This is a genomic window from Enterobacter sp. JBIWA008 (genome assembly GCF_019968765.1).
GTDB lineage: Bacteria > Pseudomonadota > Gammaproteobacteria > Enterobacterales > Enterobacteriaceae > Enterobacter.
Map to the genome: position 1 here is coordinate 3,047,050 of NZ_CP074149.1, position 25,111 is coordinate 3,072,160.

Sequence of the window (25,111 nt, forward strand, 5' to 3'; positions counted from 1 at the left end):
AGGTACATCTATGCGTGCTCTGCCCCGCTCTGCCGGTACAGACGTTGCAGCCCAGTGTTTTTTGAACGCCCTGTTGCGCGAAACGAAGGACTGGCGCTATCTCCCCGCTACCGCTGCGGATGCGCTACCGAACATTCATATCCCGCTGTCCCAAACTCAGGCGCTTCGGGTTCCGGTACGCTATTTCTCTCCTACCCAGCATCATCAGTACCGCTTCCCGGCAACGCTTATTCAGAGCAACAGCGATGACGGTGACACCGTCACATTTTATCAACTGGTTGATTTAATTATTGAAAACCCGTCAGTAAAAGGCTCACTGGATGCCGATACGCTGGCGCGTTTTAAGCAGCGCGTTCTCGAAAGCCATGCGCACACCTGGCAGGCGATCGATCTGCGTCACGGCTGGGCCACCCTGCGCGATAAGCCGCTGACGTTTGCCGACGCGGAACAGGCGCTGCTGGTCGGCCACGCGTTTCACCCGGCACCGAAGTCGCACGAGCCGTTCAACGAAACCGAAGCGCGTCGCTATCTGCCCGATTTCGCCTCCCGCTTCCCGCTGCGCTGGTTTGCCGTTGAGAGCACGCTCGTTGCCGGCGACAGCCTGAACGTCTCCCTGCGCGAGCGTCTGCTGCGCTTCGCGGCCCAGAGCGCGCCCGAGCTGCTCGGCCACTTCACCGATACCCGCTGGCTGCTGCCGATGCATCCGTGGCAGGCCGACTATCTGCTGGAGCAGGACTGGTGCCAGCGTCTGGCGGAAAACGGCTCATTGCAGGACCTGGGCGAAGCGGGCGCGCAGTGGTTACCTACCAGCTCGTCGCGTTCGCTGTACAGCGAAACCAACAGCGACATGATTAAGTTCTCCCTCAGCGTGCGTCTGACCAACTCCGTGCGCACGCTGTCGGTCAAAGAAGTTAAGCGCGGAATGCGCCTGGCGCGCCTGGCGAAAACGGAACGCTGGCAAGATTTACAGGCGCGCTACCCGACCATGCGCGTGATGCAGGAGGACGGCTGGGCGGGGCTGCGTGATGACCGCGGCGTCATTCAGGAAGAGAGCCTGATGGCCCTGCGCGTCAACCTGCTGTTCGATACGCCTGACACCCAGACCAACGTGCTGGTGAGCCTGACCCAGGCCGCGCCGGACGGCGGCGACAGCCTGCTGGCCGCGGCGGTCCGCCGTCTGAGCCAGCGTCTCGATTTACCGCTCGCCCAGGCCGCCCGCTGCTGGCTGGACGCCTACTGCGACCGCGTATTGCTTCCGCTGTTCAGCGCCGAGGCGGACTACGGTCTGGTCCTGCTGGCGCACCAGCAGAATATCCTCGTTGAAATGCAGCAGGATTTCCCCGTCGGGCTTATCTACCGCGACTGCCAGGGCAGCGCGTGGACCGAAAGCGCCGACGCGTGGCTTAAAGAGGCGGGGGAAACGGAGGTGGAAAACCGCTTCGGTGAGAGCCAGCTGCTGCGCTACTTCCCTTACTACCTGCTGCTGAACTCTACCCTTGCCGTCACCGCCGCCCTCGCCGCCGCCGGTTTTGACAGCGAGGAGAGCCTGATGTCCCGGGTTCGCGACGCGCTGGCGGAACTGCGCCGCACGGCGAAGCAGACCCGCTGCCTCGACTACGTGCTCGACAGCCCGACCTGGAACTGCAAAGGCAACTTCTTCTGCTACCTGCACGATCGTAATGAAAACACCATCGCCGATCCGGCGGTGATCTATTTCGACTTTAGCAACCCGTTTTACAAGGAGAAGGCGTAATGGCCATCGCGAATATCGTCCATTCCGGCTACGGCTTTCGCTGCACCGCAACGGATCGCGCGCTGCCGCTGACGTTGGGTCTCGACGGCAGCGTGGTGCTGGAGCGTCTGAATGAGATCCCGAACGGCTGGCTGGTGGAAGCCCTGGATCAGCTGTTTGTTGCCGCGCCCGCGCTGAACGGCGTTACCCTGCCCTGGGCGACCTGGCAGGATGAACCCCAGGCGCAGGCGCTGTTTAGCCTGGCCCACGGGGACTATCTGGCACGCGAAACCTTCTGGCAGCTGCCGCTGTGGCTGAAAGGCGAACGGCCGCAGGCCAGCGGCGGGATGCAGTTTGATGAGAGCCGTCAGCTGTACTTCCCGCTGCGTCCTCACCGTCCGCAGGGCGAAGTGTACCGCCGTTACGATCCGCAAATTAAGCGCACCCTCAGCTTCCGCGTGGCCGACGTGGCGCTGGACGGCGAGCGCTTTACCCAATGGATGAATAACCCGCGCGTCAACGCCTTCTGGGAGATGGCAGGTCCGCAGGCCGAGCAGGAAAGCTACCTGCGCCGACAGCTTGACTCGACCTACTGCTACCCGGTTATCGGCTGCTTCGACGACCAGCCGTTCGGCTATTTTGAGCTCTACTGGGCGGCGGAAGACCGCATTGGCCGCCACTACCGCTGGCAGCCGTTTGACCGCGGCCTGCACATGCTGGTGGGCGAAGAGAACTGGCGCGGCGCGCAGTTCATCCGCAGCTGGCTGCGCGGCCTGAGCCACTATCTGTATCTCGATGAACCGCGCACCGCGCGCATTGTCGCCGAGCCGCGCTTCGACAACCAGCGCCTGTTCCGCCACCTGGCCTCCGCCGGTTTTGACACGGTGAAAGAGTTCGACTTCCCGCACAAGCGCTCGCGCCTCATCATGAGCCAGCGTCACCGCTTCTTCAGCGAGGTGGAACTGTGAACGCGCTCTGGCAGAAAGTGAACCGCGAGATGGTGGCGAAGATCCTCGCCGAGCTGGAATATGAACGCACCCTGCGCGCCGAGCCGGTTTCGTCGGACGGCTGGCGCATCACCATGGGCGACGAGTCCTGGCTGTTTCGCGCCGCGCGCGGGATCTGGGGCTGGCTGCATATCGACCCGAATAGCCTGATCGCCGCCAGCGGCGACGCCGTCGAAGCGGAAAGCGCGGTGCTGCAGCTGGCGGCGGTGCTGGAGATGAGCGACGCGCAAACGGCAGAGCACATGGAAGATCTCTACGCCACGCTGCGCGGCGACATGCAGCTGCTGCAGGCGCGTGAAGCGCTGGACGCGGACGCGCTGATCCACCTCGACCCGGACGAATTACAGTGTCTGATGAGCGGTCACCCGAAGTTTATTTTCAACAAAGGCCGCCGCGGCTGGGGGCTGGACGCGCTGCGTCAGTACGCGCCTGAGTATCGCGGACGTTTTCGCCTGCACTGGGTTGCCGTTCAGCGGGAGCATCTGGTCTGGAGCAGCGACGCCGAGTGCGACATTCATACTCTGCTGGCCAGCGCCATGGACAACACCGAGCGCGCCCGCTTTGACGCCCGCTGGCAGGGGCTGGGCCTCGACGACGGCTGGCTGCCGGTGCCTCTGCACCCGTGGCAGTGGCAGCAGAAGATCGCCATTCATTTCCTGGCGCAGCTGGCGCGCGGAGAGATGGTTGAGCTGGGCGAATTTGGCGACGAGTATCTGGCGCAGCAGTCCCTGCGCACGCTCACCAACGTCAGCCGTCGCGCTCCGTACGACATCAAGCTTCCGCTGACCATCTACAACACCTCCTGCTATCGCGGCATTCCGGGCAAGTACATTGCCGCCGGGCCGCTGGCCTCGCGCTGGCTGCAGCAGCAGTTTGCCACCGACGCCACGCTGATCCGCTCCGGTGCGCAGGTATTGGGCGAACCCGCCGCCGGCTATCTGTCGCATCCGGGCTACGCCGCGTTGCCGAAAGCACCCTATCGCTATCAGGAGATGCTGGGGGTGATCTGGCGCGAGAACCCGTCCTGTTATTTAGAAAACGGTGAACAGGCGGTGCTGATGGCGGCGCTGATGGAAACCGACAACGCCGGGCGTCCGCTTATCGACGCGTGGATTAAACGCTCGGGGTTAAGCGCCGACGCGTGGCTGGAAAAGCTGTTTGAAGCAACGGTGATCCCGTTCTATCACCTGCTCTGCCGCTACGGCGTGGCGCTGATCGCCCACGGCCAGAACGTGACGCTGGTGATGAAGGATTACGTCCCGCAGCGCATCCTGCTGAAGGATTTCCAGGGCGATATGCGCCTGGTGGATGAGGATTTCCCGCAGGCGCAAAGCCTGCCGGAGCAGGTGAAGGCCGTCACTGCGCGCCTGAGCGCGGATTACATTATTCACGACCTGCAAACCGGCAACTTTGTGACGGTGCTGCGCTTTATCTCGCGCCTCACTCTGCAATGCGGCGTGAGCGAAACCCGTTTCTATCAGATCCTGGCGCAGGTTTTACACCGCTATATGGTCGCGCACCCGGATCTTGCGGAGCGCTTCGCGACGTTCGACCTGTTCAAGCCGCAGATTATTCGCGTGATCCTCAACCCGGTCAAACTGACCTTCTCCGAACACGACGGCGGCAGCCGCATGCTGCCGAACTACGTCACCGACCTTGATAACCCTCTTTTTCTCGCCTCCCGGGAGTCAGCGCAATGAAAACCTATGATTTCATCGGCATTGGTATTGGCCCGTTTAACCTCAGCATCGCCGCTTTGGCCGAAGGGCTGGACGGCTTTAGCTCGCTGTTCCTTGAGCGTAAACCGCACTTCTCCTGGCACCCGGGGATGATGGTGCCGGACTGCCACATGCAGACCAGCTTCCTGAAGGATCTGGTCAGCGCCGTGGAGCCAACCAACCGCCACAGCTTCCTGAACTACCTGGTGCAGCGCAAAAAGTTCTACCGCTTCCTGACCACCGAGCAGCGCACCGTCTCCCGCGAGGAGTTTGCGGACTACCTGTGCTGGGCGGCGGAAAACCTCACCAACCTCGCCTTCAGCCAGCAGGTGCAGCAGGCGAGCTTTGATGAGAAAAGCGGCCTGTTTGAGGTGGTGACCCAGCGCGATCGCTTCCTGGCGCGCCACGTCTGCGTGGGGATTGGCAAACAGATCAACCTGCCTGACTGCGTCACGACGCAGGACGATACCTGCTTCCACGCCAGCGAGATGATGCTGCGCACGCCGGATCTCACCGGCAAGCGCGTCACCGTCGTCGGCGGCGGCCAGAGCGGGGCCGACCTGTTTTTGAATATCTTCCGCGGCGAATGGGGCCAGCCGCTGAGCCTGAACTGGATCTCGCGCCGCAATAACTATAACGCGCTGGATGAAGCCGCCTTTGCCAACGAGTATTTCACGCCGGAGTACGTGGACAGCTTCTCCACCCTCGGTGAAGAGGCCCGTCGTCAGATGCTGCACGAGCAGAAGATGACCTCCGACGGGATTACTACCGATTCCCTGCTGGCGATTTACCGCGCCATGTACCACCGCTTCGAAGTGCTGCGTGAAAAACCCTGGGCGCACCTCCTGCCGTCCCGCTCGTTGACGGCCCTGACGCGCCAGGAAAACGGACATCGTCTGAGCATTCAGCATCACCTCGACGGCGGCCGCGAGCAGCTGGAGAGCGACGTGGTGATTTTCGCCACCGGCTACCGCGCCGTTCAGCCCGCGTTCCTCGCGCCGCTGTCTCATCGCCTGCATCTGGATACGGACGAAGCCTTCTGCATCAACAACGATTTCACCCTCGAATGGGACGGCCCGCAAAGCAACCGCCTGTTCGCCGTGAATGCCGGGATGCACCGTCTCGGCATTGCCGAACCCCAGCTCAGCCTGATGGCCTGGCGCGCGGCGCGGATCTTGAATCGCGCGCACGCTGACGAGCCGTTTGAGCTGGCCACCACACCCGGCGTTATCCACTGGCGCACCACCGCCAGCCCGGACAGCAGCCCGGTTTTTAAATCGTTAGCAAAAACCACCGAGTACTGACACACACAATCAGGATCAACATAACAATGAAACGTTCTCATCTTTGGGTTTTAAATCCTTGCTTGCTTGCAATGCTTTCTACCTCTGCGTGGGCGGAAGAACAAAAGGAAGAAAATATCGTTGTCTCCGCCAGCCGCGCGCACCGCAGCGTGGCGGAGATGGCGCAGACCACCTGGGTTATTGAGCGGGCTGAAATTGAGCAGCAGGTTCAGGGCGGGAAAGAGATTAAAGAAGTGCTGGCGCAGCTGATCCCGGGCATGGACGTCAGCAGCCAGGGGCGTACCAACTACGGCATGAACCTGCGCGGCCGCTCCATGATGGTGATGGTGGACGGCGTTCGCCTGAACTCGTCCCGCAGCGACAGCCGCCAGCTGGACTCTATCGATCCGTTCAACATTGACCGTATCGAAGTGATCTCCGGCGCCACGTCACTCTACGGCGGCGGCAGCACCGGCGGCCTGGTGAACATCGTCACCAAAAAAGGCCAGCCGGAGACCGAAGTGGAGTTTCAGACTGGGACAAAAAGCGGATTTAACAGCCACAACGACCACGATGAGAACGTGTCGGCAGCCGTAAGCGGCGGCAACGACAACGCCTCCGGTCGTCTGTCGGTGTCGTATCAGCGCTACGGCGGCTGGTATGACGGCAAAGGCAACGAGGTGATTATTGATAACACCCAGACCGGCCTCCAGTATTCCGACCGTATTGATGTGATGGGCACAGGCACCATTAACATCGACGATCGTCAGCAGCTGCAGCTGACTACCCAGTACTACAAGAGCGAGTCCGACGGCAAGCATGGTCTGTATCTCGGGAAGAACTTCTCGGCGGTAACGGGCGATGCGACCGCGTACAACAAAGGTAACCTCGACTCTGACCGCGTACCGGGTACCGAGCGCCATCTGATTAACCTGCAGTACTCCAATACCGACTTCTGGGGCCAGGATCTGGTCGCGCAGATTTACTATCGCGACGAGAGCCTGACCTACTATCCGTTCCCGACCCTGACCAAAGGCGTGGTGAGCAGCATCGGTGCGTCCCAGCAGAAAACCGATTTCTACGGCGGAAAGCTGACGCTGAACAGCAAGCCGATGGACGATTTAACGCTGACCTGGGGTGTGGATGCCGACCACGAAACCTTCGACGCCAACCAGCAGTTCTTTAACCTGAGCAAAGCGGCCGCGAGCGGCGGCATGGAGCTGGACAACGCCTACAACGTGGGCCGTTACCCAGGCTACAGCATTACTAACCTCGCCCCGTTCCTGCAGGCCAGCTATGACGTTGACGCCATCACCCTGAGCGGCGGCGTGCGTTATCAGTACACCGAGAACAAGGTGGATGACTTTGTCGGTTACACCCAGCAGCAGGCCATCGCCACCGGGAAAGCCACCTCGGCAGACGCTGTGCCGGGCGGGAAAACCGATTACAACAACTTCCTGTTTAACGCCGGGATCCTCGGTCGCCTGACCGAACAGCAGCAGGTGTGGTTTAACTTCTCCCAGGGCTTCGAAATTCCGGACCTGGCGAAGTACTACGGCTCCGGCACCTATCAGCTCAGCAACGGTCACTATCGCCTGCTGAACAGCGTCAACGTGAACGACTCGACGCTGGACGGTATCAAAGTCAACGCTTATGAGCTTGGCTGGCGCTACACCGGGGATAACCTGCGCACGCAGGTAGCGGCGTATTACTCGCTCTCGGATAAAACCATCACCATTAACAAGACGGATATGACCATCAACCTGGAAGACGACAAGCGTCGTATCTACGGGGTGGAAGGTCAGGTGGACTATTTCTTCACCGACAGCGACTGGAGCACCGGCGCGAACTTTAACGCCATCAAGTCTGAAACCCGCGAAAACGGCAAATGGGAGAAGCTGACGGTTGACAGCGCCAGCCCGTCGAAAGCCAGCGCATGGGTCAACTGGGCGCCGGGCGACTGGACCCTGCGCGTGCAGAGCACGCAGACCTTTGACGTGTCAGACTCCGACGGCAAGAAGATCGATGGCTATAACACGGTCGACTTCCTGGGCAGCTACGCCCTGCCGGTGGGTAAGGTCAGCTTCAGCGTGGAAAACCTGCTGGACAAAGACTACACCACCGCCTGGGGCCAGCGCGCGCCGGGGCTGTATAGCCCAACCTACGGTGCACCGGGCCTGTATACCTATAAAGGCCGCGGACGTACCTTTGGTCTGAACTACTCCGTACTGTTCTGATCCTGCGCGCCGCCTGCGGGCGGCGCTTTTTGCTGTGTAATTTCAATGCAAATTTGCCATAAAATCAGCGATTTGCTGAAATTGTCGGCAAACGAACGAAAAGCGCGTTTTCACCCTTTGACAAGGCGCACTGAGGTCGTTACTATGCGCCTCGTTCACACGATTCCTCTGTAGTTCAGTCGGTAGAACGGCGGACTGTTAATCCGTATGTCACTGGTTCGAGTCCAGTCAGAGGAGCCAAATTCTAGTCTCAGGACATCTCAATGAGTCCGGAGGCGTTTCAAAAACAAGCAGTTAGATTGACCCGGCTATCCTGATTAGGAAACCGGGTCTTTTTATACCTGTAGTATTATAGTTTGGTCTTGGTTAATAAACAGGGCATTAAAATCACTGAGTATTCATAAGTTTCTGCTTCCTGCTATATTGCTATAAATAATAAGAAACATTACCCTGAATATCCGCTGGGATTTGTGACATATCCCCCCCTTCGACGATATTACCCCAGACCACGATTGTTTTATCGTCCTTTAGGGCAATAAAGCTCGTACAACCAGCATAAACAGCACGAACTCCATGCAAAAGATCTTCTACTGGTGTCTGATCAATATTAAGCCCCCATGAGATTACCGACCCATCCTTTTTCAGACCACAGCATGTACCGTAACCACAGCTTACTGAAATAACATCAGTAGTAGCCGGAACATTCACAATTTGTTCAAGTCCTCCCCATGCGCACAATGAGCCATCAGCACAAATTGCAACGTATGCAGAAACCATTGGCTGTGGTGCCGGGTCATAGCCATAGCAAAAAGAAACATCAACAATGTCACTTCGTTCAAGAATATTTGCTGGAATAGAACCTCCATCGCTGGCCGCACCCCAGGCTACAACGGAACCATTTTTACGTAATGCTACAAAAGAGCTTCTGCCGTTAATCACTCTATCAATGTCTGTTAAAGACTGAATATCGAGTGGAATTATACCACCCCATTCTGGAAGGCCCCAGCCTACAATTTGGCCATTGCCGCGAAGCGCAACACACGCGCCATCATTTACATAGATTTGTGTAATATCACTCAGCTCAGAGATATACGCAGGAACGTTGTTTTCTCCAGCGAGATCTGACCAGGAATACACTTTCCCGGCAGTAGAAAGGATATAACCACCATTACCATTAATGAATGCATTTTTGATATCAGACATGCTGACAATTGCTTCTGGAGGAGGGTTCTGGCGCGCCCAGGTTTCTATATAGGGGTAATTATCGCCAAGAACCATTGCCCCCCCATAAGTATGAGCAGCATTAATATCACTGCGCTGGGAAATATCCGGTGGAATAACCCCTCCAGATTCGGACCAACCCCAGCCAAATATTGAACCATCTTCGCGTAGTGCTAAAAACGATTCGGTTCCACTAATGATTTGTTTTACTCCATGATTATCGACAGCAGGAATTTCTGGATACATACCAGATGTGTATTTATTTCCCCATGGTGATAAAGTCATGTCATCTTTAAGTGCTACTAGTATGCTATAATCTAAAATTCCGCCCTCTCCCGGTGAATTAAAGTTTGCTCTATTGATTCTTTGTACGTTACCCTGCTGGTCGGTTACAAGAAGATATTTAGATGGCTCAGTGTCAATGAAATAATCAGCGTCAAAAAATACCGTATCGCCTTCATAGCTCCATCGTACCGTTGCAGGCTCAAACGTTGTGCTATCAAAAGCGACAATTCTTTTGTAGCCACCATTCGGCATTGCATTGTCAACACATTGGGTTCGGCTACCCATTACAATTACATTCGAGAACATAAATCCACCTTTTCTTTTGGAAATTAATAAGTATGTTGCGCATTATTTATAGCATTGATAATTTATTCCAGACGACTGATTTTTGCTCTTCGTTAAGCAAAAATTGCTTTATTTATAGAGGGATATACTCGGGTGTCTGTACAGTCCTCATTTTTCAGTGGTGAAGTGCTGTCGCGGTTATTTGCATTATGCAAAAATTGACACGGATTTTTCTATTAATAATAGCTGGAATAGTTCATTCTGAGCTAAACATGATGGGTTTGGGATGACTACAAAATATAAGTGACAACCGCAGAGACATGGTTTAAATCACATTTAAAGACAATAATATCACCTGGGGCTTTTTTGAGGGCCTCATTTTTTAATGCCGATAAAAAATGTTATAATGCAAAACAATAAAGTAATAATCGCATCCAGCCAGAGGATCCAAATTCTTGTCTCTATGCGTCTCAGTAAGTCTCAAGAATTTTTTGATTCAGTGAGGCCGTGGAGAAACTTGTCTCAGCGGATATTGATTTATCTCTCCGCATCAGGGCAAATTAGTGGTCTGATTTGGATTCATTTCACTTCGATAATACCGTTACGGAAGGATTTTTCTCTTAGTTTATCAGCAACCTGTGCTGGTACAGGTGCCCCCAGACCCGAGCTTGCTGCTTCAAGCCATTTCTCAGAATCTGATAGCGTCTCGCACCTCCCTTTGCCACACATGGCTCATCCCTCGCGGTTTTGATACAGGCATAAATCGGCTTAATCCCGGAGTCCGCAGGGAACACCAGTCTGTAATGCGTTCTTCCAGTACCGGGAATGGCGGTGTCGTGTATTCATTTTTGCCGTCAGGAATGGGCGTGGCGAGTATTGTAGCCTGGTCTATTGGCCTGATGTCGCTGAATTATTCGGGAGTGGGCTGAATGCCGTTATCCATCGAAGGGCAGCGCAGGTGGGAGCGAAGCTGTCCCCGCGGCCACTTAGCCAACGATCCATTAAGGAAAGGGTGGCGGAGTTGAGCGGCGGTTGATCAAATTCCCCCATGCCGGGAGCACCTTCCGCGTCATAAACCACGGCTTTCATCCATTTTCCCCTACCTCATCAAGACCCGTGGGCAGCCTGGCAATCACCTTAATCTCAAACTGGAATCCGTACAGCCACGTCACGCCGATCCCGGTCAACGTAGGGTAAGGCGCTTCCCCCCAATATTCTGGCAGGATACTCCAGATAGCATCGAGGTTTGTCTCGGGATCGACGACAAAGAGGGTAACGTCAACCACGTCATCGAACGTGCAGCCCGCCGCCGCGAGAACAGCAATCAGGTTATCGAATGCCAGCCGGATCTGCGCGTTGAGATCCTCTTCAGGCGAACCATCCTCCCGGCTACCAACCTGCCCCGAAACAAACAGGAAGCCGTTAGATTTGATGGCCGGTGAATACCGATTGCGCTCATACAGCGCCTGTCGACCAAAGGGAAAAACTGCTTCGCGTGCTGTCATGTTTGTACCTCTGTAATGGGGCGAAATGAGCCAGGTGAATATAAAGACACTTTACAGGTGCCAGTTCGGGCGGATAAACAAGCGACTTTGTCCATCATTGTTTGTAATATCCAAACAATCGGTGAAAAGAGAGGACAAGGGATGGATCGTTTCGATGCGATGCGCGCCTTTGCTCGCGTGGTGGAGGCAGGCAGTTTCACAAAGGCTGCCCAAACGCTCCATATGAGCAAAACCACGGTGACGCAGCTTATTCAGCAGCTGGAAGCACGCCTGCGCGTCAGGCTGCTCCATCGCACCACCCGCAGGCTCGGCGTCAGTCCCGATGGCGCGGTCTACTACGAGCGCGTCATTCGCCTGCTGGCGGACATGGAAGATGCTGAAAACAGCCTGTCCAGTGCGGCGATAACCCCCAGGGGACGGCTACGGGTAGATGTGCCCACTCCTCTCGCCCGCTTTGTGCTGGTGCCCGCGCTACCGGCTTTTCACGCGCGCTTCCCTGAGATCCAGTTCGACATGGGCGTGAGTGACCGGGTGGTGGATCTGATCGGCGATAACGTGGATTGCGTCCTGCGGGGCGGCGAAATTAATGACCAGTCCCAGATCGCACGCCATGTCGGCGATTTGCAAATCGGTGTTTACGTCGCACCGAGTTATGTGCAACGCCTCGGCGCCCCTGCGCATCCGCGAGAGCTGGAAAACACGGACCATCGCATAGTGGGATTCTTGTCCTCACGCACCGGTAAGGTTGATCCTCTGGTACTGCGCGGTGAGAGTGAACATATTGAAATCACGGGAAACTATGTGCTTGCAGTGGATGATGGTAATGCTTACCTCGAAGCAGGGCTCGCGGGATTAGGCGTGATTGCGCTGCCGGTCTATATGGCGGCAGCGCATCAGACTGCTGGCTCTTTAATTCCGCTATTTGAACAATGGCGTATTAAGCCAATGCCCCTGTACCTGGCATTTCCGCCGAACCGCCACGTCAACGCCAAACTGCGCGTTTTTATTGATTGGATCGTTGAACTGATGCAGCAGCATGTCCCCACTGCCATCGATAAGTTGCCGTAACGAGCACGGCTGTCTGGACGTTTATTCAGTCGAGGAGCCCGGTAAGCGCCGCGCTACCGGGCAAATCAGCACCTAAATCTGATAATCAATCGCCACTTCTTCCGGCTCCATCACCTGGCGTTTAATCTCGTCCACCGACAGCCCTGCGTTGCAGAGCTCGATAAAGCGCCACACATAGTTGCGCTGCAGCTGCCCGCGCTTCAGGCCAAGCCATACGGTGTTTGCGTCAAACAGGTGACGCGTATCAAGACGCACCAGGTTTCCGTCCTCGCGTTCTCCGCTGGACTGTTCCGCCACCAGACCAATGCCCAGACCCAGCTCGACGTAGGTTTTGATCACATCAGAATCCTGCGCGCTCAGCACCACGTCAGGCGTTAGCCCTTTGCGGTTGAAGGCTTCATCAATGCGCGAGCGTCCGGTTATGCCCTGGCGGTATGTGATCAGCGGCCATTTCGCAATGTCTTCCAGCGTCAGGGGAGAGACCTGATTCAGCGGATGATCGACCGGGAGTAGTAAACTGTGGTACCAGCGGAACCAGGGGAAAGCCACCAGCAGCGGGTCGTTGCTCAGACGTTCGCTGGCAATACCGATATCTGCCCCACCGTTTTGCAGCAGCACTTCAATTTCCTGCGGCGTGCCCTGGATAAGCTCCAGACGGACGTCAGGGAAAAGTTCGCGGAAAGCTTTAATCACCGGCGGAAGGCTGTAGCGCGCCTGGGTGTGGGTGGTGGCGATGGTGAGTACGCCGGAGGCATCATTGGTGAAGAGATCCGCCAGACGACGCACGTTGCTTGCCTCGTTGAGGATCCGCTCAGCGATGGTGAGCAGAGCCTTACCCGGCTCCGTCATGCCGAGCAGCCGCTTGCCGCGACGGATAAAGATTTCGATGCCCAGCTCCTCTTCCAGCTCGCGGATATGGCGGCTGACGCCGGACTGAGAGGTATAAAGCATATTGGCGACCTCGGTCAGGTTATAGTCCCGCCTGGCCGCCTCACGGATAATTTTAAGTTGCTGGAAATTCACGATTCACTCCGGCGCATCTGACATAGCTCTATTGTTAGAGTCAGCCGCGCTGCAGAACAAATAATAAAAACCAGCATCTTATGCTTTTATGGAATATCAGCTCACAAGCTGGAGTTCACGGTTCTCAAGCGATGGCTTGCTGACCAGCGACATCAAAATCTCTTTTACCGCCTGCGCCTGCGGCGACAGCGAACCGCGTGCGGACATGTTCAGCGACAGCGGCAGGCTCATGGAAGGCGTGGTGATGCGCGCCATCCAGCCGTTCGCCGCGCTGCACAGCGAGCGGGCTGCGGATTCTGGCAGAACGGTCACACCCATGCCGCTGGCAATGGCTGCGGTGAGCGTGGAGATTGAGTCAATTTCGCCGATGATTTTGGCCGTCAGGCGGCGCAGGGAGAACGCTTCGTCCACGCGCACGCGCACGGCGCTGTAGTCGCGCGGCAGATAGAGATTCATTTCTGCCACGGCGGCAAGGTCGACGCTCTGGCCCGGACAGTCGCGGGTGCCCACGAGATAGAGATCTTCTTTCAGCAGCGGCTGGCTGGTAATCCCGGCAACCGGAGAACGATCGTAAAGGACCGCCATGTCCAGCTGACCACTGAGCAGTTTATCATTCAGGACAGAACCGCTGTTTTCGTGCAGATAGACCAGCACTTCAGGCAGCTCAGCGCGGACGGCCTGCAGCAGCGGCATGGTAATTGAGGACGCGGCCGTTCCCGGCGCCAGGCCGATAGAAACGTGCCCGCTCAGGGTCTGGCCCACGTTATTCACCGCAAGCTGCGCCTGTTCACACTGGCGAAGAATAGTGCGCGCGTGGGTATACAGAATCTTACCGGCTTCCGTTGGCGTGACGCCGCGCTTGGTGCGAATCAACAGCTGCTGATCCATCTCGCCTTCCAGAGTAGCCACCTGCTGGCTCAGCGCAGGCTGCGCGATATGCAGCACTTCTGCCGCTTGAGTCAGGCTGCCGATATCGACGATTTTTACGAAGTATTTCAGTCGTCTTAAGTTCATTTTGCCCCCTGTTCGAAATGCTGTGCCGTAACCGGCTGTCGTTGTTGAACAGGTTTTGCAAGATGAATGCCACTTTTACCAGGCGGTCCAAATTGTTCGCTAAGCGCCTGAAAATAAGGAAACCTAATCATGGAGGGGGGTTTTATTACCGAAACAGCAGTTTATGATCTGCCCCATTAGAGGTATACGTGCACCAAAGCGGTGCACTCCGCTGTCAAAAACAGCAGTTTGCCGATTTTGTCAGCAAACGATCAAAAGGCGTTGATCCACCCTTTGACAAGGCGAACGCAGGTCGATAATATGCGCCCCGTTCACACGATTCCTCTGTAGTTCAGTCGGTAGAACGGCGGACTGTTAATCCGTATGTCACTGGTTCGAGTCCAGTCAGAGGAGCCAAATTTGAAAGCCTGCTTTTAAAGCAGGCTTTTTGCTTTTCTGCATCTGGTAAATTGTCGGGCGGCGAAAATCAACTCACATGCCAATTTTAACCGGCATCCCTGACCGCCGTTCCAGTTCAGCTCCCGCCCCCGCATTTATCAACTGCGTTCGCTGCGCGGCTGAAATGGGCAGAGGCACTTTCCGGGTTGATTCAAACTCCGCGCGGTTACGTGATAATGGCTCGTGAACCTCCATCCAGCGGCTGCCATCAGGCTCGATGGTAACCTTAACGGGCCTGTCGATAAGCTGCACGCGGGTTCCTACGGGAACGTTATCGAAAAGGTATTTGATGTCGTTATTGCGCAGACGAATACAGCCCTGACTCACCCGCAGCCCGATGCCGAAATTCGAGTTTGTGCCGTGAATGGCATACAGCCTGCCAATATAAATCGCATACAGCCCCATCGGGTTATCCGGCCCGGCGGGCACGAATGCCGGAAGCGTTTTCCCTTCAGCCGCATAGGCACGCCGCGTATTGGGCGTCGGAGACCAGGTTGGTCCCTCCTGCTTACGCTCAACGGCCGTCACCCAGTTACGCGGGGTTTCGCGCCCGGCCTGACCGATGCCGATGGGCAATACTTCAACGGTGTTTCCGCCTGGCGGGTAGTAGTAAAGGCGCATTTCTGCCGCGTTAACGATAATGCCCTCGCGGACGGTGTCAGGCAGAATCAGCTGCTGAGGTATTACCAGCCGGGTGCCGGATTTGGGCAAAAAAGGATCCACGCCCGGGTTTGCTTCCAGCATATTGCTTAGCCCCTGCCCATACCGCGCGGCAAAGGCCTCAAGCGGTAACGTATTGCGCTCGGGAACGGTGATGTTAATCGGGGTTCCCACCAGACGACTGCCTTCCGGCGGTAGGGTATAGGTTACGGCAAACGCGCCGGGAACAGCGGCACACAGCGTAAGGACGAACCAGGTAAATCGCATCATAATTTCCTGTGCTCAAAAAAGAGAAAGCCTGGGCTCAGGCAGGCTTTCTCAGTTTACGCTTTACGCCTCGGTTTTGCGCCATCTGCGCGTCAGCACTTTCTCCGCCTCGACAATAAGGAACATCACAAACCCAATCAGGAAGGTGATGACCCAGTAGCGGAACGGCAGCGCTTCGGTGCCAAACAGCATCTGCATGAAGGGTGCGTAAATGATAAGAAGTTGCAACGCCAGCAGTACGCCGCTCACGATCCAAATCCCTTTATTCGCCAGCAGGCCTTTGCTCAGCGAGAAGCCGTCATTAACGCGGCAGTTGAGCATGTAGAACCACTGCGCCGTGACCAGGGTTTGCAGCAGCACGGTGCGGATAAATTCCGCCGAGTAGCCGCGCGGCTGTAGCCAGGCTTCCAGCACGAAGGCGCTGATGGCAATCATCAGACCGACGAACACCACGCGCCAGATGGCGTAGCCGTCCATCACGTGGAGATTCGCCTTGCGCGGTGGCCGGTTCATGATGTCCTTCTCACCCGCCTCAAACGCCAGGCCAAACGACAGGGTTGCCGACGTGGCCATGTTCATCCACAGGATCAGGACCGGCGTCAGCGGGATCAGGTTCCCCGCCAGCAGCGCGATGATAATCAGCAGAGCCTGGGCAATGTTGCTGGGAATTACGAACAGAATGGTCTTTTTCAGGTTATCGTAAACCCGACGCCCTTCGTGCACCGCACTGGCAATGGTGGCAAAGTTGTCATCCGTTAACACCATATCGGCGGCTTCCTTGGTAACTTCCGTCCCCTTAATCCCCATGGCGATACCCACATCCGCCCGCTTGAGCGCCGGGGCATCATTTACGCCATCCCCGGTCATGCCCACGACTTCCTGTTTACTTTGCAGGGCCTGCACGAGGCGGAATTTATCCTCCGGGCTGGTTCGGGCGAAAATATCGTACTGCTGCGCGGCGTCGCTCAGCTGACGATCGTCCATCGCCTCCAGCTCACGCCCGGTAATAGCGCTTGCAGCGTTACCAATCCCCAGCATTTGCCCAATGCTCATCGCCGTTTGCGGGTGGTCGCCGGTGATCATTTTCACGCGAATCCCGGCCTGCAGACAGTCGGCAATCGCGGTAATAGCCTCAGGACGCGGCGGATCCATCATTCCTGCAATACCCAGCAGGATCACCCCATCCTGCAGGTCCGGATGATCGAGCTCGCGTTGTCCCTCGCGGGCAGGTTTCCAGGCCGCAGCCACCATGCGCAACCCTTCCCGGGCATACTCTTCAATTTTACCTTCCCAGTAAGGCTGATCGAACGGCTGCAGTCCGTTATTCGTCTGCTGGTACTGGCAGAGGCGGAACAGGACGTCCGGCGCGCCGGTGATTAAAATCACCTCTTCATCGCCCAGCCGATAAAGCGTGGACATGTATTTATACTGCGAATCAAACGGGATTTTGCTTCGCATTTCCGTATCGAGCGGCGGGAGCGGGATTTTCGCCGCCAGCACCTTCAGCGCGCCCTCGGTCGGGCCCCCGGTGATTTTCCACAGCCCCAGCTCGTCTTTGATCAGCTGGCTGTCATTGCAGAGGTCGATGGTGCGCAGATAACGTTCCAGCAGGGAACCCTGCGTCACGCTGACGGGCGTCGGGTCATCTACGGGGTGAATATTCCCCACCGGTTCGTAGCTGTCGCCCTCCACGCGATAGGTCGTGTCAGCGGTAATCACCGCTTTGACCGTCATTTCATTCATCGTCAGGGTGCCGGTTTTATCCGAGCAGATGACCGTCATTGCGCCCAGGGTTTCCACCGTAGGCAGCTTGCGAATGATGGCCTTGCGGCGCGCCATGGCCTGTACGCCAAGCGAAAGGATGATGGAAATGATGGCCGGCAGGCCTTCCGGCACCGCGGCAACGGCGAGGCTGATAAGCGACAGCACCAGCTCGGAAACCGGCATATCGCGGAACAGGAGGCTAAAGACAAACAGCGCCACCATCATCACCAGGATAGTGATGAAGATGGTCTTACCGAGCTTATCCATCTGCACCATCAGCGGCGTGCGGTGCTTTTCAATGTCGGACATCATCTGATTGATGTGGCCCAGCTCGGTCTCGCCCCCGGTTGCCACCACCACGCCTTTACCGCCGCCGGAGCTGACGGTGGTGCCTGAGTAGAGCAGATTATACCGGTCACCTAACGGCAGTTCCCCGCTTAACGCATCGCTGTTTTTCTCAACAACGGTGGATTCGCCGGTCAGGATGGCCTCCTCCACGCGAAGGTTATGCGCTTCAATCACGCGCAGATCGGCAGGGATACGATCCCCGGCACGGATCACCACGATATCTCCCGGGACCAGCGCCGTGGTGGGGATCGTTTCATGATTCCCCTGTCGTAACACCACGGCTTCGCTGGAGAGCATATTGCGAATACTCTGCAACGATTTTTCAGCATTGCTCTCCTGGATATGGCCAATCAGCGCGTTAATGATGGCCACCCCAAGGATCACAAACATGTCTACCCAGTGGCCCATAAAGAGCTTAAGCAACGCGGCCACCAGCAGAACGTAAATCAATACGTCGTTAAAATGCGCCAGGAAGCGCAGCCAGGCGGGTTTACCCTTTTTTTGCGGTAACGCATTCTCACCATGCTGCTGCAGTCGGGCTGATGCCTCAGTGCCGCTAAGGCCTTCCAGGGTGGATTGGATATTCGACAGGGTTTCGTCAACGGTTTGTTGATAATACGGACGTTCAGGTTTTCCTGTTTTCATCGTTCCTTCCTCAGGTTCTATTCAGAAATCACCTTGCTTTCATGTAATTAACGAATAACGAAAACAGGAACATGGGCGTAACGAACAATACTTGCCGCCTCCGACCCTAATAAATGGGTTTGAATATTTGGATTTCGAGAGCCGACAATAATCGCGCCGACAGCAAGTTCATCCGCCAGCTTAATAACCTCATCACGAACATTCCCGCTACGGACATGGAGATGAACACGCTCATCTGACAGATTCAATTTTTTGACCAGGTCAGACAGCTTTTCCTTCGAATTATTAATCATATATTCATCCATCTTGCGCGCATCTGAAATAAAACCACGCGTCAGCTCGGCTGAAAACTTGGGCATGACGTGCAGCAAATGAATGTCACCCGATGCGCTTTGCGCCAGAAACTGTGCATGCTGCAACGCTTTATCGGCCAGGCTTGTCTCGTAGACATCCACCGGAACGAGAATGTTTTTATACATATCGAGCATCCTTTTTATAACCAACACGAGAGTGAATGAAGCAAAAAAACGCATTAAATGCAGGGGGTTGCCCTTAATGGCAGTTACGGTACAAAAAGATGGATAATATTAAACGTAGCACAGGAATATCAGGTTTAGCGCTTCCCCACTGATAATGGTTATTTAACATTTATCTTTTCCCCGACTATGCTCATAGTCAGTAGTCAGCTACAGCTTCCGGCTCATGGAGGAATGTATGTATGGTTTAAGCCTGATCCGACTGGGTATGTTTATTGCGCTTGCCATTATTGCCAGCACGGCGATTGGTTTATTTACCTATATGGTCGTCACTGTTCTGGCAGAATAGTGTCACCCCTGTCCAGGTTATGGAATAAATAAAACAGTTATTTATTAGGGGAATACAGTGAACCGCTACCTCTCTCTTCTACCGTTCGTTTTGTTAACGCTCACGGCGTGCGACCCGAAACCCAAGCAAGCCTCCCCCCTGCCCAGGATGGTAAAAGTGGCGGAGGTGACGGTTCCCGGTCACGCCCAGCAGCGCGTTTTTCCCGCCCGCATAGAATCGGGCGATGCCACTGACCTTTCCTTCAAGCGCGCAGGCCAAATTGAAGCGCTCGATGTACGCCAGGGCGCAGCCATCAAACAGGGGCAACAGCTTGCCAGACTGAACGCCCGTGAAGCCCAGCAGCGGGTTAACGACAGACAAACGGCGGCGACGCTGGCCCAGAGGCAATTCGATCGCTTCCAGACGCTGGCGGGCCGCCAGGCGATTTCGAAAGCAGAAATGGACGTGCAGCGCGCGAACCGCGATTCGGCGAATGCGGCGCTGCAGATTGCCCGAGAAGAGTTGAATCAGATGACGCTCGTTGCCCCCTTCAGCGGAACGGCGGCCAGCGTACATGTACGAAACCATCAGGTGGTATCTGCCGGTCAGCCCATTGCAACGTTAACCCGCACCGATCTGCTTGACGTTGTGTTCAGCATCCCTGAAAACCTGTTTAAGACCTTTGATATCCGCAACGCGCAGTATCGCCCGGTGGTGAGAATTAACGCCATTCCGGATCGGGAATTTACCGCCGTCTACAAAGAGCACTCGGGCAGCAGCGACAGCAATACCCTGACCTGGCAGGTGATACTGACCATGCCGCGGCCAGATGATTTTCCCGCCGTCGGTGGCGTAAGCGGTACGGTGACCATCAATTTAAGCAACCTTCCGGCGGGCGCGGACGCTCAGGCGCTGGTCGTACCGGTTGAGGCAGTCTTTAACCCGAACAACAGCCCGCGCAACGAGCCGCACGTCTGGGTCGTAACGGGCGAAGGTGACGCGCTCCATCTCGAAGACCGCAAGGTCAGCGTGGGGCAAGTGAGTACCGAAGGCGTGGTTATTACCAGCGGGCTTAAGGCGGGCGAGCGCGTGGTGGCCGCAGGCGTTGGGGAACTCCATGCTAACCAGCCGGTGCGTATCTGGACGCGTGAACGGGGACTGTAATGGATATCTCTCGTCAATTTATTAATAACCCTGTTCGCGTCTGGCTAACGATCCTGCTGCTGGGCATCGGGGGTATTTTCGCCCTGTTAAATATCGGCAGGCTGGAAGATCCCGCCTTTACCATCAAAACCGCAGTGGTGGTCACCCACTACCCCGGCGCATCCGCTCAGCAGGTGGAAGAAGAGGTGACGCTTCCGCTGGAGAATGCCCTTCAGCAGTTGCCTTATCTGGACAACGTCAGCTCCATCTCTTCAAACGGCCTGTCGCAAATCACCGTTAACATCGCTTCACGCTATCACTCTAACGAACTGCCGCAGATTTGGGATGAACTGCGCCGTCGCGTGGGCGATGCCTCGCGCCAGTTCCCGCCCGGCGTCGTCACGCCCTTTGTGAATGACGATTTCGGCGACGTGTTCGGCTTCTTCTTCGCCATTTCCGGGGATGAATTCAGTAATCCTGAACTGGTGAGATATGCGGAGCAGCTGCGCCGCGAGTTAATTCTGGTCCCCGGGGTCGCGAAGGTCGCCATCGGCGGGGCCATTAGCCAGCAGGTCAACATCGATATCTCCCTGACAAAAATGGCCGCGCGCGGCATTACGCTTAACCAGCTTTCCGCCCTGCTCAGCAGACTTAACGTCGTTTCCAGCGCCGGAGAAATCACCTCGGGCACCGAATCCATTCGCCTGCACCCGACCGGTGAGTTCGAGAATCTTGATGAACTGGCCGATCTCATCATCACGCCTTCCGGCACCGGGGCGGCGACGCGTCTGCGGGATATCGCCACGCTGTCGCGCGGGCTGAACGAATCGCCAGCCAGTATCTACCACGCCAACGGCAAAAAAGCCGTCACCATGGGCGTCTCGTTTATTCCCGGCGTGAACGTGATTGACGTGGGCCACGCGCTGGAGGCAAAGCTAAACCAGATGTCGGCGGAAAAACCGGCAGGCATACAGATAGACCTGTTTTACGATCAGGCAGCCGAAGTGGGCCACTCCGTAAACGGTTTTATTATTAACTTCCTGATGGCGCTGGCGATTGTCATCGGCGTGCTGCTGATCTTTATGGGGGTACGCAGCGGGATCATCATCGCGGTTTCTCTCGCCCTTAACGTGCTGGGCACGCTGCTGATTATGTATCTGTGTGGCATTGAGCTGCAGCGGATCTCGCTCGGGGCGCTGATTATCGCCCTCAGCATGCTGGTGGATAACGCTATCGTGATTGTCGAAGGGGTGCTGATTGCCCGACAGCAGGGCTCCCCGCTGTTAACCGCCGTTAACAATATTATCCGCCGCTCCGCCCTGCCGCTGCTGGGGGCGACGGTGATCGCCATCCTTGCGTTTGCGCCAATCGGGCTGTCGCAGGATTCCACCGGGGAATACTGTAAATCCCTGTTCCAGGTGCTGCTGATTTCCCTGATGCTGAGCTGGTTCTCGGCGCTCACCCTCACCCCGGTGCTGATTAAGTGGTGGTTGTTTAAAAACGACAGCGCGCCGGACACAACTGACGACGAGTCAGATCCTTACGACAAACGTCTCTACCGCCTCTACCAGCGCCTGCTTAACACGCTGTTGCACCATAAGGCACCGACGCTGGTAGTGATGGCCGCCCTGCTGGCCGCGTCTGTCTGGGGGTTTGGCGCGGTGCGGCAAAACTTTTTCCCGTCGTCCAATACGCCGATTTTCTTTGTCGATCTCTGGTTACCCTACGGGACCGATATCAAATGGACCGAGAAAATGACCGGTGATATTGAGAAAACCATCAAGGGCCAGCCCGGCGTGGAAACCACCGTCTCAACCATCGGTCAGGGAAGTATGCGGTTTATTCTGACCTACAGCGGACAGCGCCAGTACAGCAACTATGCCCAGATCATGGTGCGCATGGATGACCAGCGCAACATCTCCGCATTGACGCGCCACGTCGATGAGTACATCGCGCGAAACTACCCGCAGGTCAACGCCAGCACGAAACGGGTGATGTTTGGTCCCTCCGGCGACAGCGCCATTGAGGTGCGTATTAAAGGCCCTGACCCTGACAGGCTGCGTCTGATTGCCAGCCAGGTGGACGATATTCTGGCGCGCGACCCGGCCACAGGGAGCGTCCGAAACGACTGGCAAAACCGCAGCAAGGTGATCCGCCCGCAGTACGTCGCCGCCCTGGGACGCGAGCTTGGCGTAGATAAGCAGGACGTAGACAACGCGCTGGAGATGAATTTCTCCGGCAGCCGGGCGGGGTTGTATCGGGAAGGCAGTGACCTGCTGCCCGTGGTGGTGAGGCCCCCGGAAAGCGAAAGGCTGGATGCCAGTCACCTGAACAACGTGCTGGTGTGGAGCCAGACGCGGCGGCAGTATATCCCGCTGAGTAACGTCGTCAGCCGCTTCTCGCTGGAGTGGGAAGATCCGCTAATTCTACGCCGCGACCGCTCGCGGGTGCTGACGGTGCAGACCGATCCCGATCCGCTGAGCCAGCAAACCTCCGGCGATATTCTCGCCCGCGTGAAGCCGCAAGTGGATGCCCTTCCCCTGCCACACGGCTATAGCATCGAGTGGGGAGGCGACGCGGAAAACTCCAGTGAAGCGCAGCAGGGGCTATTCACTACGCTACCCCTCGGGTATCTGGTGATGTTTGTTATTACGGTGCTGATGTTCAGCTCGGTAAAAAATGCGGTCGCCATCTGGCTGACCGTACCGCTGGCGCTGATTGGCGTGACGCCGGGATTTTTACTTACGGGCATTCCCTTTGGCTTTATGGCGCTGATTGGTCTGCTGAGCCTGAGCGGAATGCTCATCCGCAACGGCATCGTGCTGGTGGAAGAGATCGAACAGCAGAAATCGCAAAAGGATCGGCACAGCGCGATCGTTTATGCCGCCACCTCGCGCCTGCGCCCCATCCTGCTCACCGCGTTCACTACCGTACTTGGCCTGGCTCCTCTACTGCTGGATGTTTTCTTCCAGAGCATGGCCGTTGTGATTATGTTTGGACTGGGGTTTGCTACAATCCTGACGCTGCTGGTACTCCCCGTGATCTATGCGTGTTTCCATCGTAAGGACGAAGCCAAACAACAATGAACGCGACAGGGCTGAACATTATCAAGACGCTGGGCTGTATGACGGCGGTCACCTTCTTCACCATCTACAATACCTGGGATCATTATGATTATGACTATCACTGGATCCTGGGGTTTTTAACCTTTATCTCGACGATTGCCACACCGCTGTTTTTTGTCGTTGCGGGCTATCTCGACGGCCAGTCCCGGCACGGCACCCGCTGGCAGCTGGGTAAAATTAAAAGCCTGGTGATTGTTTTTCTGTTCTGGATAACGATCTACTACCTGTGGGAGCCTTATCAGCGTGGGTATTTAATCCAGCCATGGTTCGTGTTCGCCTTTGTCGTGATTTACACCTTCCACCCGGCGGTGGAGTGGCTTAGCCAGCGGCGAACGCTGTTTTGCGGCACGATTGCTGTCCTGCTGCTCTTTTCCTACGGATACGACCTGTTATCGGCGCTTTATCCTGAAACGCACGTCCTTTCTCTTTCACCGCAGTATCGGCTGTGGACATGGCTGCTGTTTTACCTGACGGGGCAACTCTTTTGCGACCCGAAAATTGCCGAGTGGATCAGCCGCAAAAATGTGGTCAGGGCGGCGGTTGTCGCCATCCCGTTTATTTACCTCTTCACCTGGTTTTACGAGCGCCACTTCTTCTTCGCGCTGTTCAAGGCGGACAGAAACGCCTTTATTCTCACCGGCTCTCAAATTTACGTTTTGATCATCGCGCTGGTGATTGCGGCGAACGGCGTGCGCTTTCGCCGCAATGCTGAATTTAAGGAGTCCATTCTGGCCGCCATCAGCAAAACGATGACCGGCGTGTACATTGTGCACTACTCGGTGTTTCATCTGCTGACGGCGCTGATACCGGTGACCTCTCTCGGTATGAAGCTGGCGCTGATTGTGCTCACGTTCGTCACCTCTGTTCTCTTCTCCATGCTGGTATTGTCTAACGCCGTGGCAAAAAAGGTGATAACCCTTTAAAAGCCCAAGCGCAGCCAGGCAAAGAGCACGTTGCCGTTATTATACGTCCCGGGAATATAGGTGAACTGGACGGTAACGCGCTTATACCCGGCCGAAAACAGCGGGAAAATGAACGGTAGCGGGACATAGTTTGCAAAATCATCTCGCGCCGTGATGCCCGCTGCGGCACCGAGCCCAAGGCGGAAATCTTTGGCATTATCCAGATACCAGCCCTTCTCCCAGCCATAGCCCATCGCGGGCTGCCATTCGTTGTGCGAGTCCTTGAACATCATCGCGAACAGCGCGCTCCAGTTGCCCTCTTCGTTATAGCGGGAAACGCCCAGCCCGCCCCCCCAGGGCATTTCATTGTAATTGTCCGTTTTTTCTTTGTCGTACATAAAGCGAGCGTGCCAGCTCAGAAACGGCAGGTACAGATCGTAACGTTGCGGCTCCTCCCATGTCCGGGAGATATCATCCGTCAGCGCATTCCACCAGCCGCTGATGCGCTGTTCACCATAGACGTTGGGCTCCGCGTGAAGCGGTGCGACGAATAAAAACAGAACCATCCAGAATGCCGAAAAGGTGCGTTGCATCGTTATTCCCTCAGCTTAACTCACGCAGCGGTCACTATTACTGT

General features: G+C 56.3%; 18 protein-coding genes and 2 tRNA genes. 11 read left to right on the forward strand and 9 right to left on the reverse strand.

The window, feature by feature from the left end; all coding sequences use genetic code 11:
• The first annotated feature begins 10 nt into the window (after window positions 1–10).
• The 6 genes from KGP24_RS14725 (at window position 11) to KGP24_RS14750 (ending at window position 8,217) form a co-directional block, all read left to right on the forward strand.
• Complete coding sequence (locus tag KGP24_RS14725; protein ID WP_223560932.1) at window positions 11–1,753, forward strand: IucA/IucC family protein; 1,743 nt, start codon at window positions 11–13, stop codon at window positions 1,751–1,753.
• On the forward strand, window positions 1,753–2,700 hold the full coding sequence (locus tag KGP24_RS14730) for a GNAT family N-acetyltransferase (protein ID WP_223560933.1): 948 nt from the start codon (window positions 1,753–1,755) through the stop codon (window positions 2,698–2,700). The genes KGP24_RS14725 and KGP24_RS14730 overlap by 1 nt, the downstream gene beginning before the upstream one ends.
• Window positions 2,697–4,439 carry an aerobactin synthase IucC gene (gene iucC / locus KGP24_RS14735; protein WP_282454300.1) on the forward strand — a complete coding sequence of 581 codons (1,743 nt, stop codon included), beginning with the start codon at window positions 2,697–2,699 and terminating at the stop codon, window positions 4,437–4,439. Before KGP24_RS14730 ends, iucC begins: the two co-directional genes overlap by 4 nt.
• The gene (locus tag KGP24_RS14740; protein ID WP_223560934.1) at window positions 4,436–5,761 is read left to right on the forward strand and encodes a SidA/IucD/PvdA family monooxygenase; all 1,326 of its coding nucleotides are present in this window, start codon (window positions 4,436–4,438) and stop codon (window positions 5,759–5,761) included. Before iucC ends, KGP24_RS14740 begins: the two co-directional genes overlap by 4 nt.
• A gap of 26 nt (window positions 5,762–5,787) precedes the next feature.
• On the forward strand, window positions 5,788–7,977 hold the full coding sequence (locus KGP24_RS14745) for a TonB-dependent siderophore receptor (protein WP_223560935.1): 2,190 nt from the start codon (window positions 5,788–5,790) through the stop codon (window positions 7,975–7,977).
• 164 nt (window positions 7,978–8,141) lie between these two features.
• Window positions 8,142–8,217 (forward strand) — tRNA-Asn (locus KGP24_RS14750).
• Between the two features lie 186 nt (window positions 8,218–8,403).
• Here KGP24_RS14750 and KGP24_RS14755 read toward each other — a convergent pair.
• The 3 genes from KGP24_RS14755 to KGP24_RS14760 form a co-directional block, all read right to left on the reverse strand.
• Window positions 8,404–9,789, reverse strand: a complete 1,386-nt coding sequence (locus KGP24_RS14755; protein WP_223560936.1) for a hypothetical protein — start codon at window positions 9,787–9,789, stop codon at window positions 8,404–8,406.
• 558 nt (window positions 9,790–10,347) lie between these two features.
• Window positions 10,348–10,497 (reverse strand): hypothetical protein, encoded by a 150-nt coding sequence (locus KGP24_RS24785; protein WP_348984482.1) that lies wholly within the window; start codon window positions 10,495–10,497, stop codon window positions 10,348–10,350.
• Between the two features lie 356 nt (window positions 10,498–10,853).
• Window positions 10,854–11,273 (reverse strand): RidA family protein, encoded by a 420-nt coding sequence (locus KGP24_RS14760; protein WP_223560937.1) that lies wholly within the window; start codon window positions 11,271–11,273, stop codon window positions 10,854–10,856.
• Window positions 11,274–11,414: 141 nt separating this feature from the next.
• Here KGP24_RS14760 and KGP24_RS14765 point away from each other — a divergent pair, with 141 nt between their 5' ends.
• Window positions 11,415–12,341: a LysR family transcriptional regulator gene (locus KGP24_RS14765; RefSeq protein WP_223560938.1), complete on the forward strand. Its 927-nt coding sequence runs from the start codon at window positions 11,415–11,417 to the stop codon at window positions 12,339–12,341.
• A gap of 72 nt (window positions 12,342–12,413) precedes the next feature.
• Here KGP24_RS14765 and cbl read toward each other — a convergent pair whose 3' ends face one another.
• Together cbl and nac are read right to left on the reverse strand one after the other, a co-directional pair.
• Window positions 12,414–13,364 (reverse strand): HTH-type transcriptional regulator Cbl, encoded by a 951-nt coding sequence (cbl, locus tag KGP24_RS14770; protein ID WP_010432106.1) that lies wholly within the window; start codon window positions 13,362–13,364, stop codon window positions 12,414–12,416.
• Between the two features lie 96 nt (window positions 13,365–13,460).
• Complete coding sequence (gene nac, locus KGP24_RS14775) at window positions 13,461–14,378, reverse strand: nitrogen assimilation transcriptional regulator NAC (RefSeq protein WP_024908060.1); 918 nt, start codon at window positions 14,376–14,378, stop codon at window positions 13,461–13,463.
• A gap of 320 nt (window positions 14,379–14,698) precedes the next feature.
• Between nac and KGP24_RS14780 the strand changes: the two genes are divergently transcribed.
• A tRNA-Asn gene (locus KGP24_RS14780) sits at window positions 14,699–14,774 on the forward strand.
• 75 nt (window positions 14,775–14,849) lie between these two features.
• On the opposite strand, the gene ldtA is transcribed toward KGP24_RS14780, so the two are convergent.
• From ldtA to KGP24_RS14795, 3 genes are read right to left on the reverse strand one after another with little or no spacing between them, the layout of a single operon-like run.
• Window positions 14,850–15,746, reverse strand: a complete 897-nt coding sequence (ldtA, locus tag KGP24_RS14785) for a L,D-transpeptidase (RefSeq protein ID WP_223560939.1) — start codon at window positions 15,744–15,746, stop codon at window positions 14,850–14,852.
• Between the two features lie 60 nt (window positions 15,747–15,806).
• Window positions 15,807–18,500 (reverse strand): cation-transporting P-type ATPase, encoded by a 2,694-nt coding sequence (locus tag KGP24_RS14790; protein WP_223560940.1) that lies wholly within the window; start codon window positions 18,498–18,500, stop codon window positions 15,807–15,809.
• 47 nt (window positions 18,501–18,547) lie between these two features.
• Window positions 18,548–18,979 carry a universal stress protein gene (locus KGP24_RS14795; protein WP_223560941.1) on the reverse strand — a complete coding sequence of 144 codons (432 nt, stop codon included), beginning with the start codon at window positions 18,977–18,979 and terminating at the stop codon, window positions 18,548–18,550.
• Between the two features lie 403 nt (window positions 18,980–19,382).
• Here KGP24_RS14795 and KGP24_RS14800 point away from each other — a divergent pair, with 403 nt between their 5' ends.
• Genes KGP24_RS14800 through KGP24_RS14810 form a run of 3 tightly spaced genes read left to right on the forward strand, consistent with a single transcriptional unit; the run spans window position 19,383 to window position 24,495 of the window.
• Window positions 19,383–20,468: an efflux RND transporter periplasmic adaptor subunit gene (locus KGP24_RS14800; protein ID WP_223560942.1), complete on the forward strand. Its 1,086-nt coding sequence runs from the start codon at window positions 19,383–19,385 to the stop codon at window positions 20,466–20,468.
• Window positions 20,468–23,533: an efflux RND transporter permease subunit gene (locus KGP24_RS14805; RefSeq protein WP_223560943.1), complete on the forward strand. Its 3,066-nt coding sequence runs from the start codon at window positions 20,468–20,470 to the stop codon at window positions 23,531–23,533. Before KGP24_RS14800 ends, KGP24_RS14805 begins: the two co-directional genes overlap by 1 nt.
• Complete coding sequence (locus KGP24_RS14810; RefSeq protein WP_223560944.1) at window positions 23,530–24,495, forward strand: acyltransferase family protein; 966 nt, start codon at window positions 23,530–23,532, stop codon at window positions 24,493–24,495. The genes KGP24_RS14805 and KGP24_RS14810 overlap by 4 nt, the downstream gene beginning before the upstream one ends.
• Here KGP24_RS14810 and pagP read toward each other — a convergent pair.
• Window positions 24,492–25,067 carry a lipid IV(A) palmitoyltransferase PagP gene (gene pagP / locus KGP24_RS14815; RefSeq protein ID WP_063441220.1) on the reverse strand — a complete coding sequence of 192 codons (576 nt, stop codon included), beginning with the start codon at window positions 25,065–25,067 and terminating at the stop codon, window positions 24,492–24,494. The genes KGP24_RS14810 and pagP overlap by 4 nt on opposite strands.
• Between the last annotated feature and the right edge of the window lie 44 nt (window positions 25,068–25,111).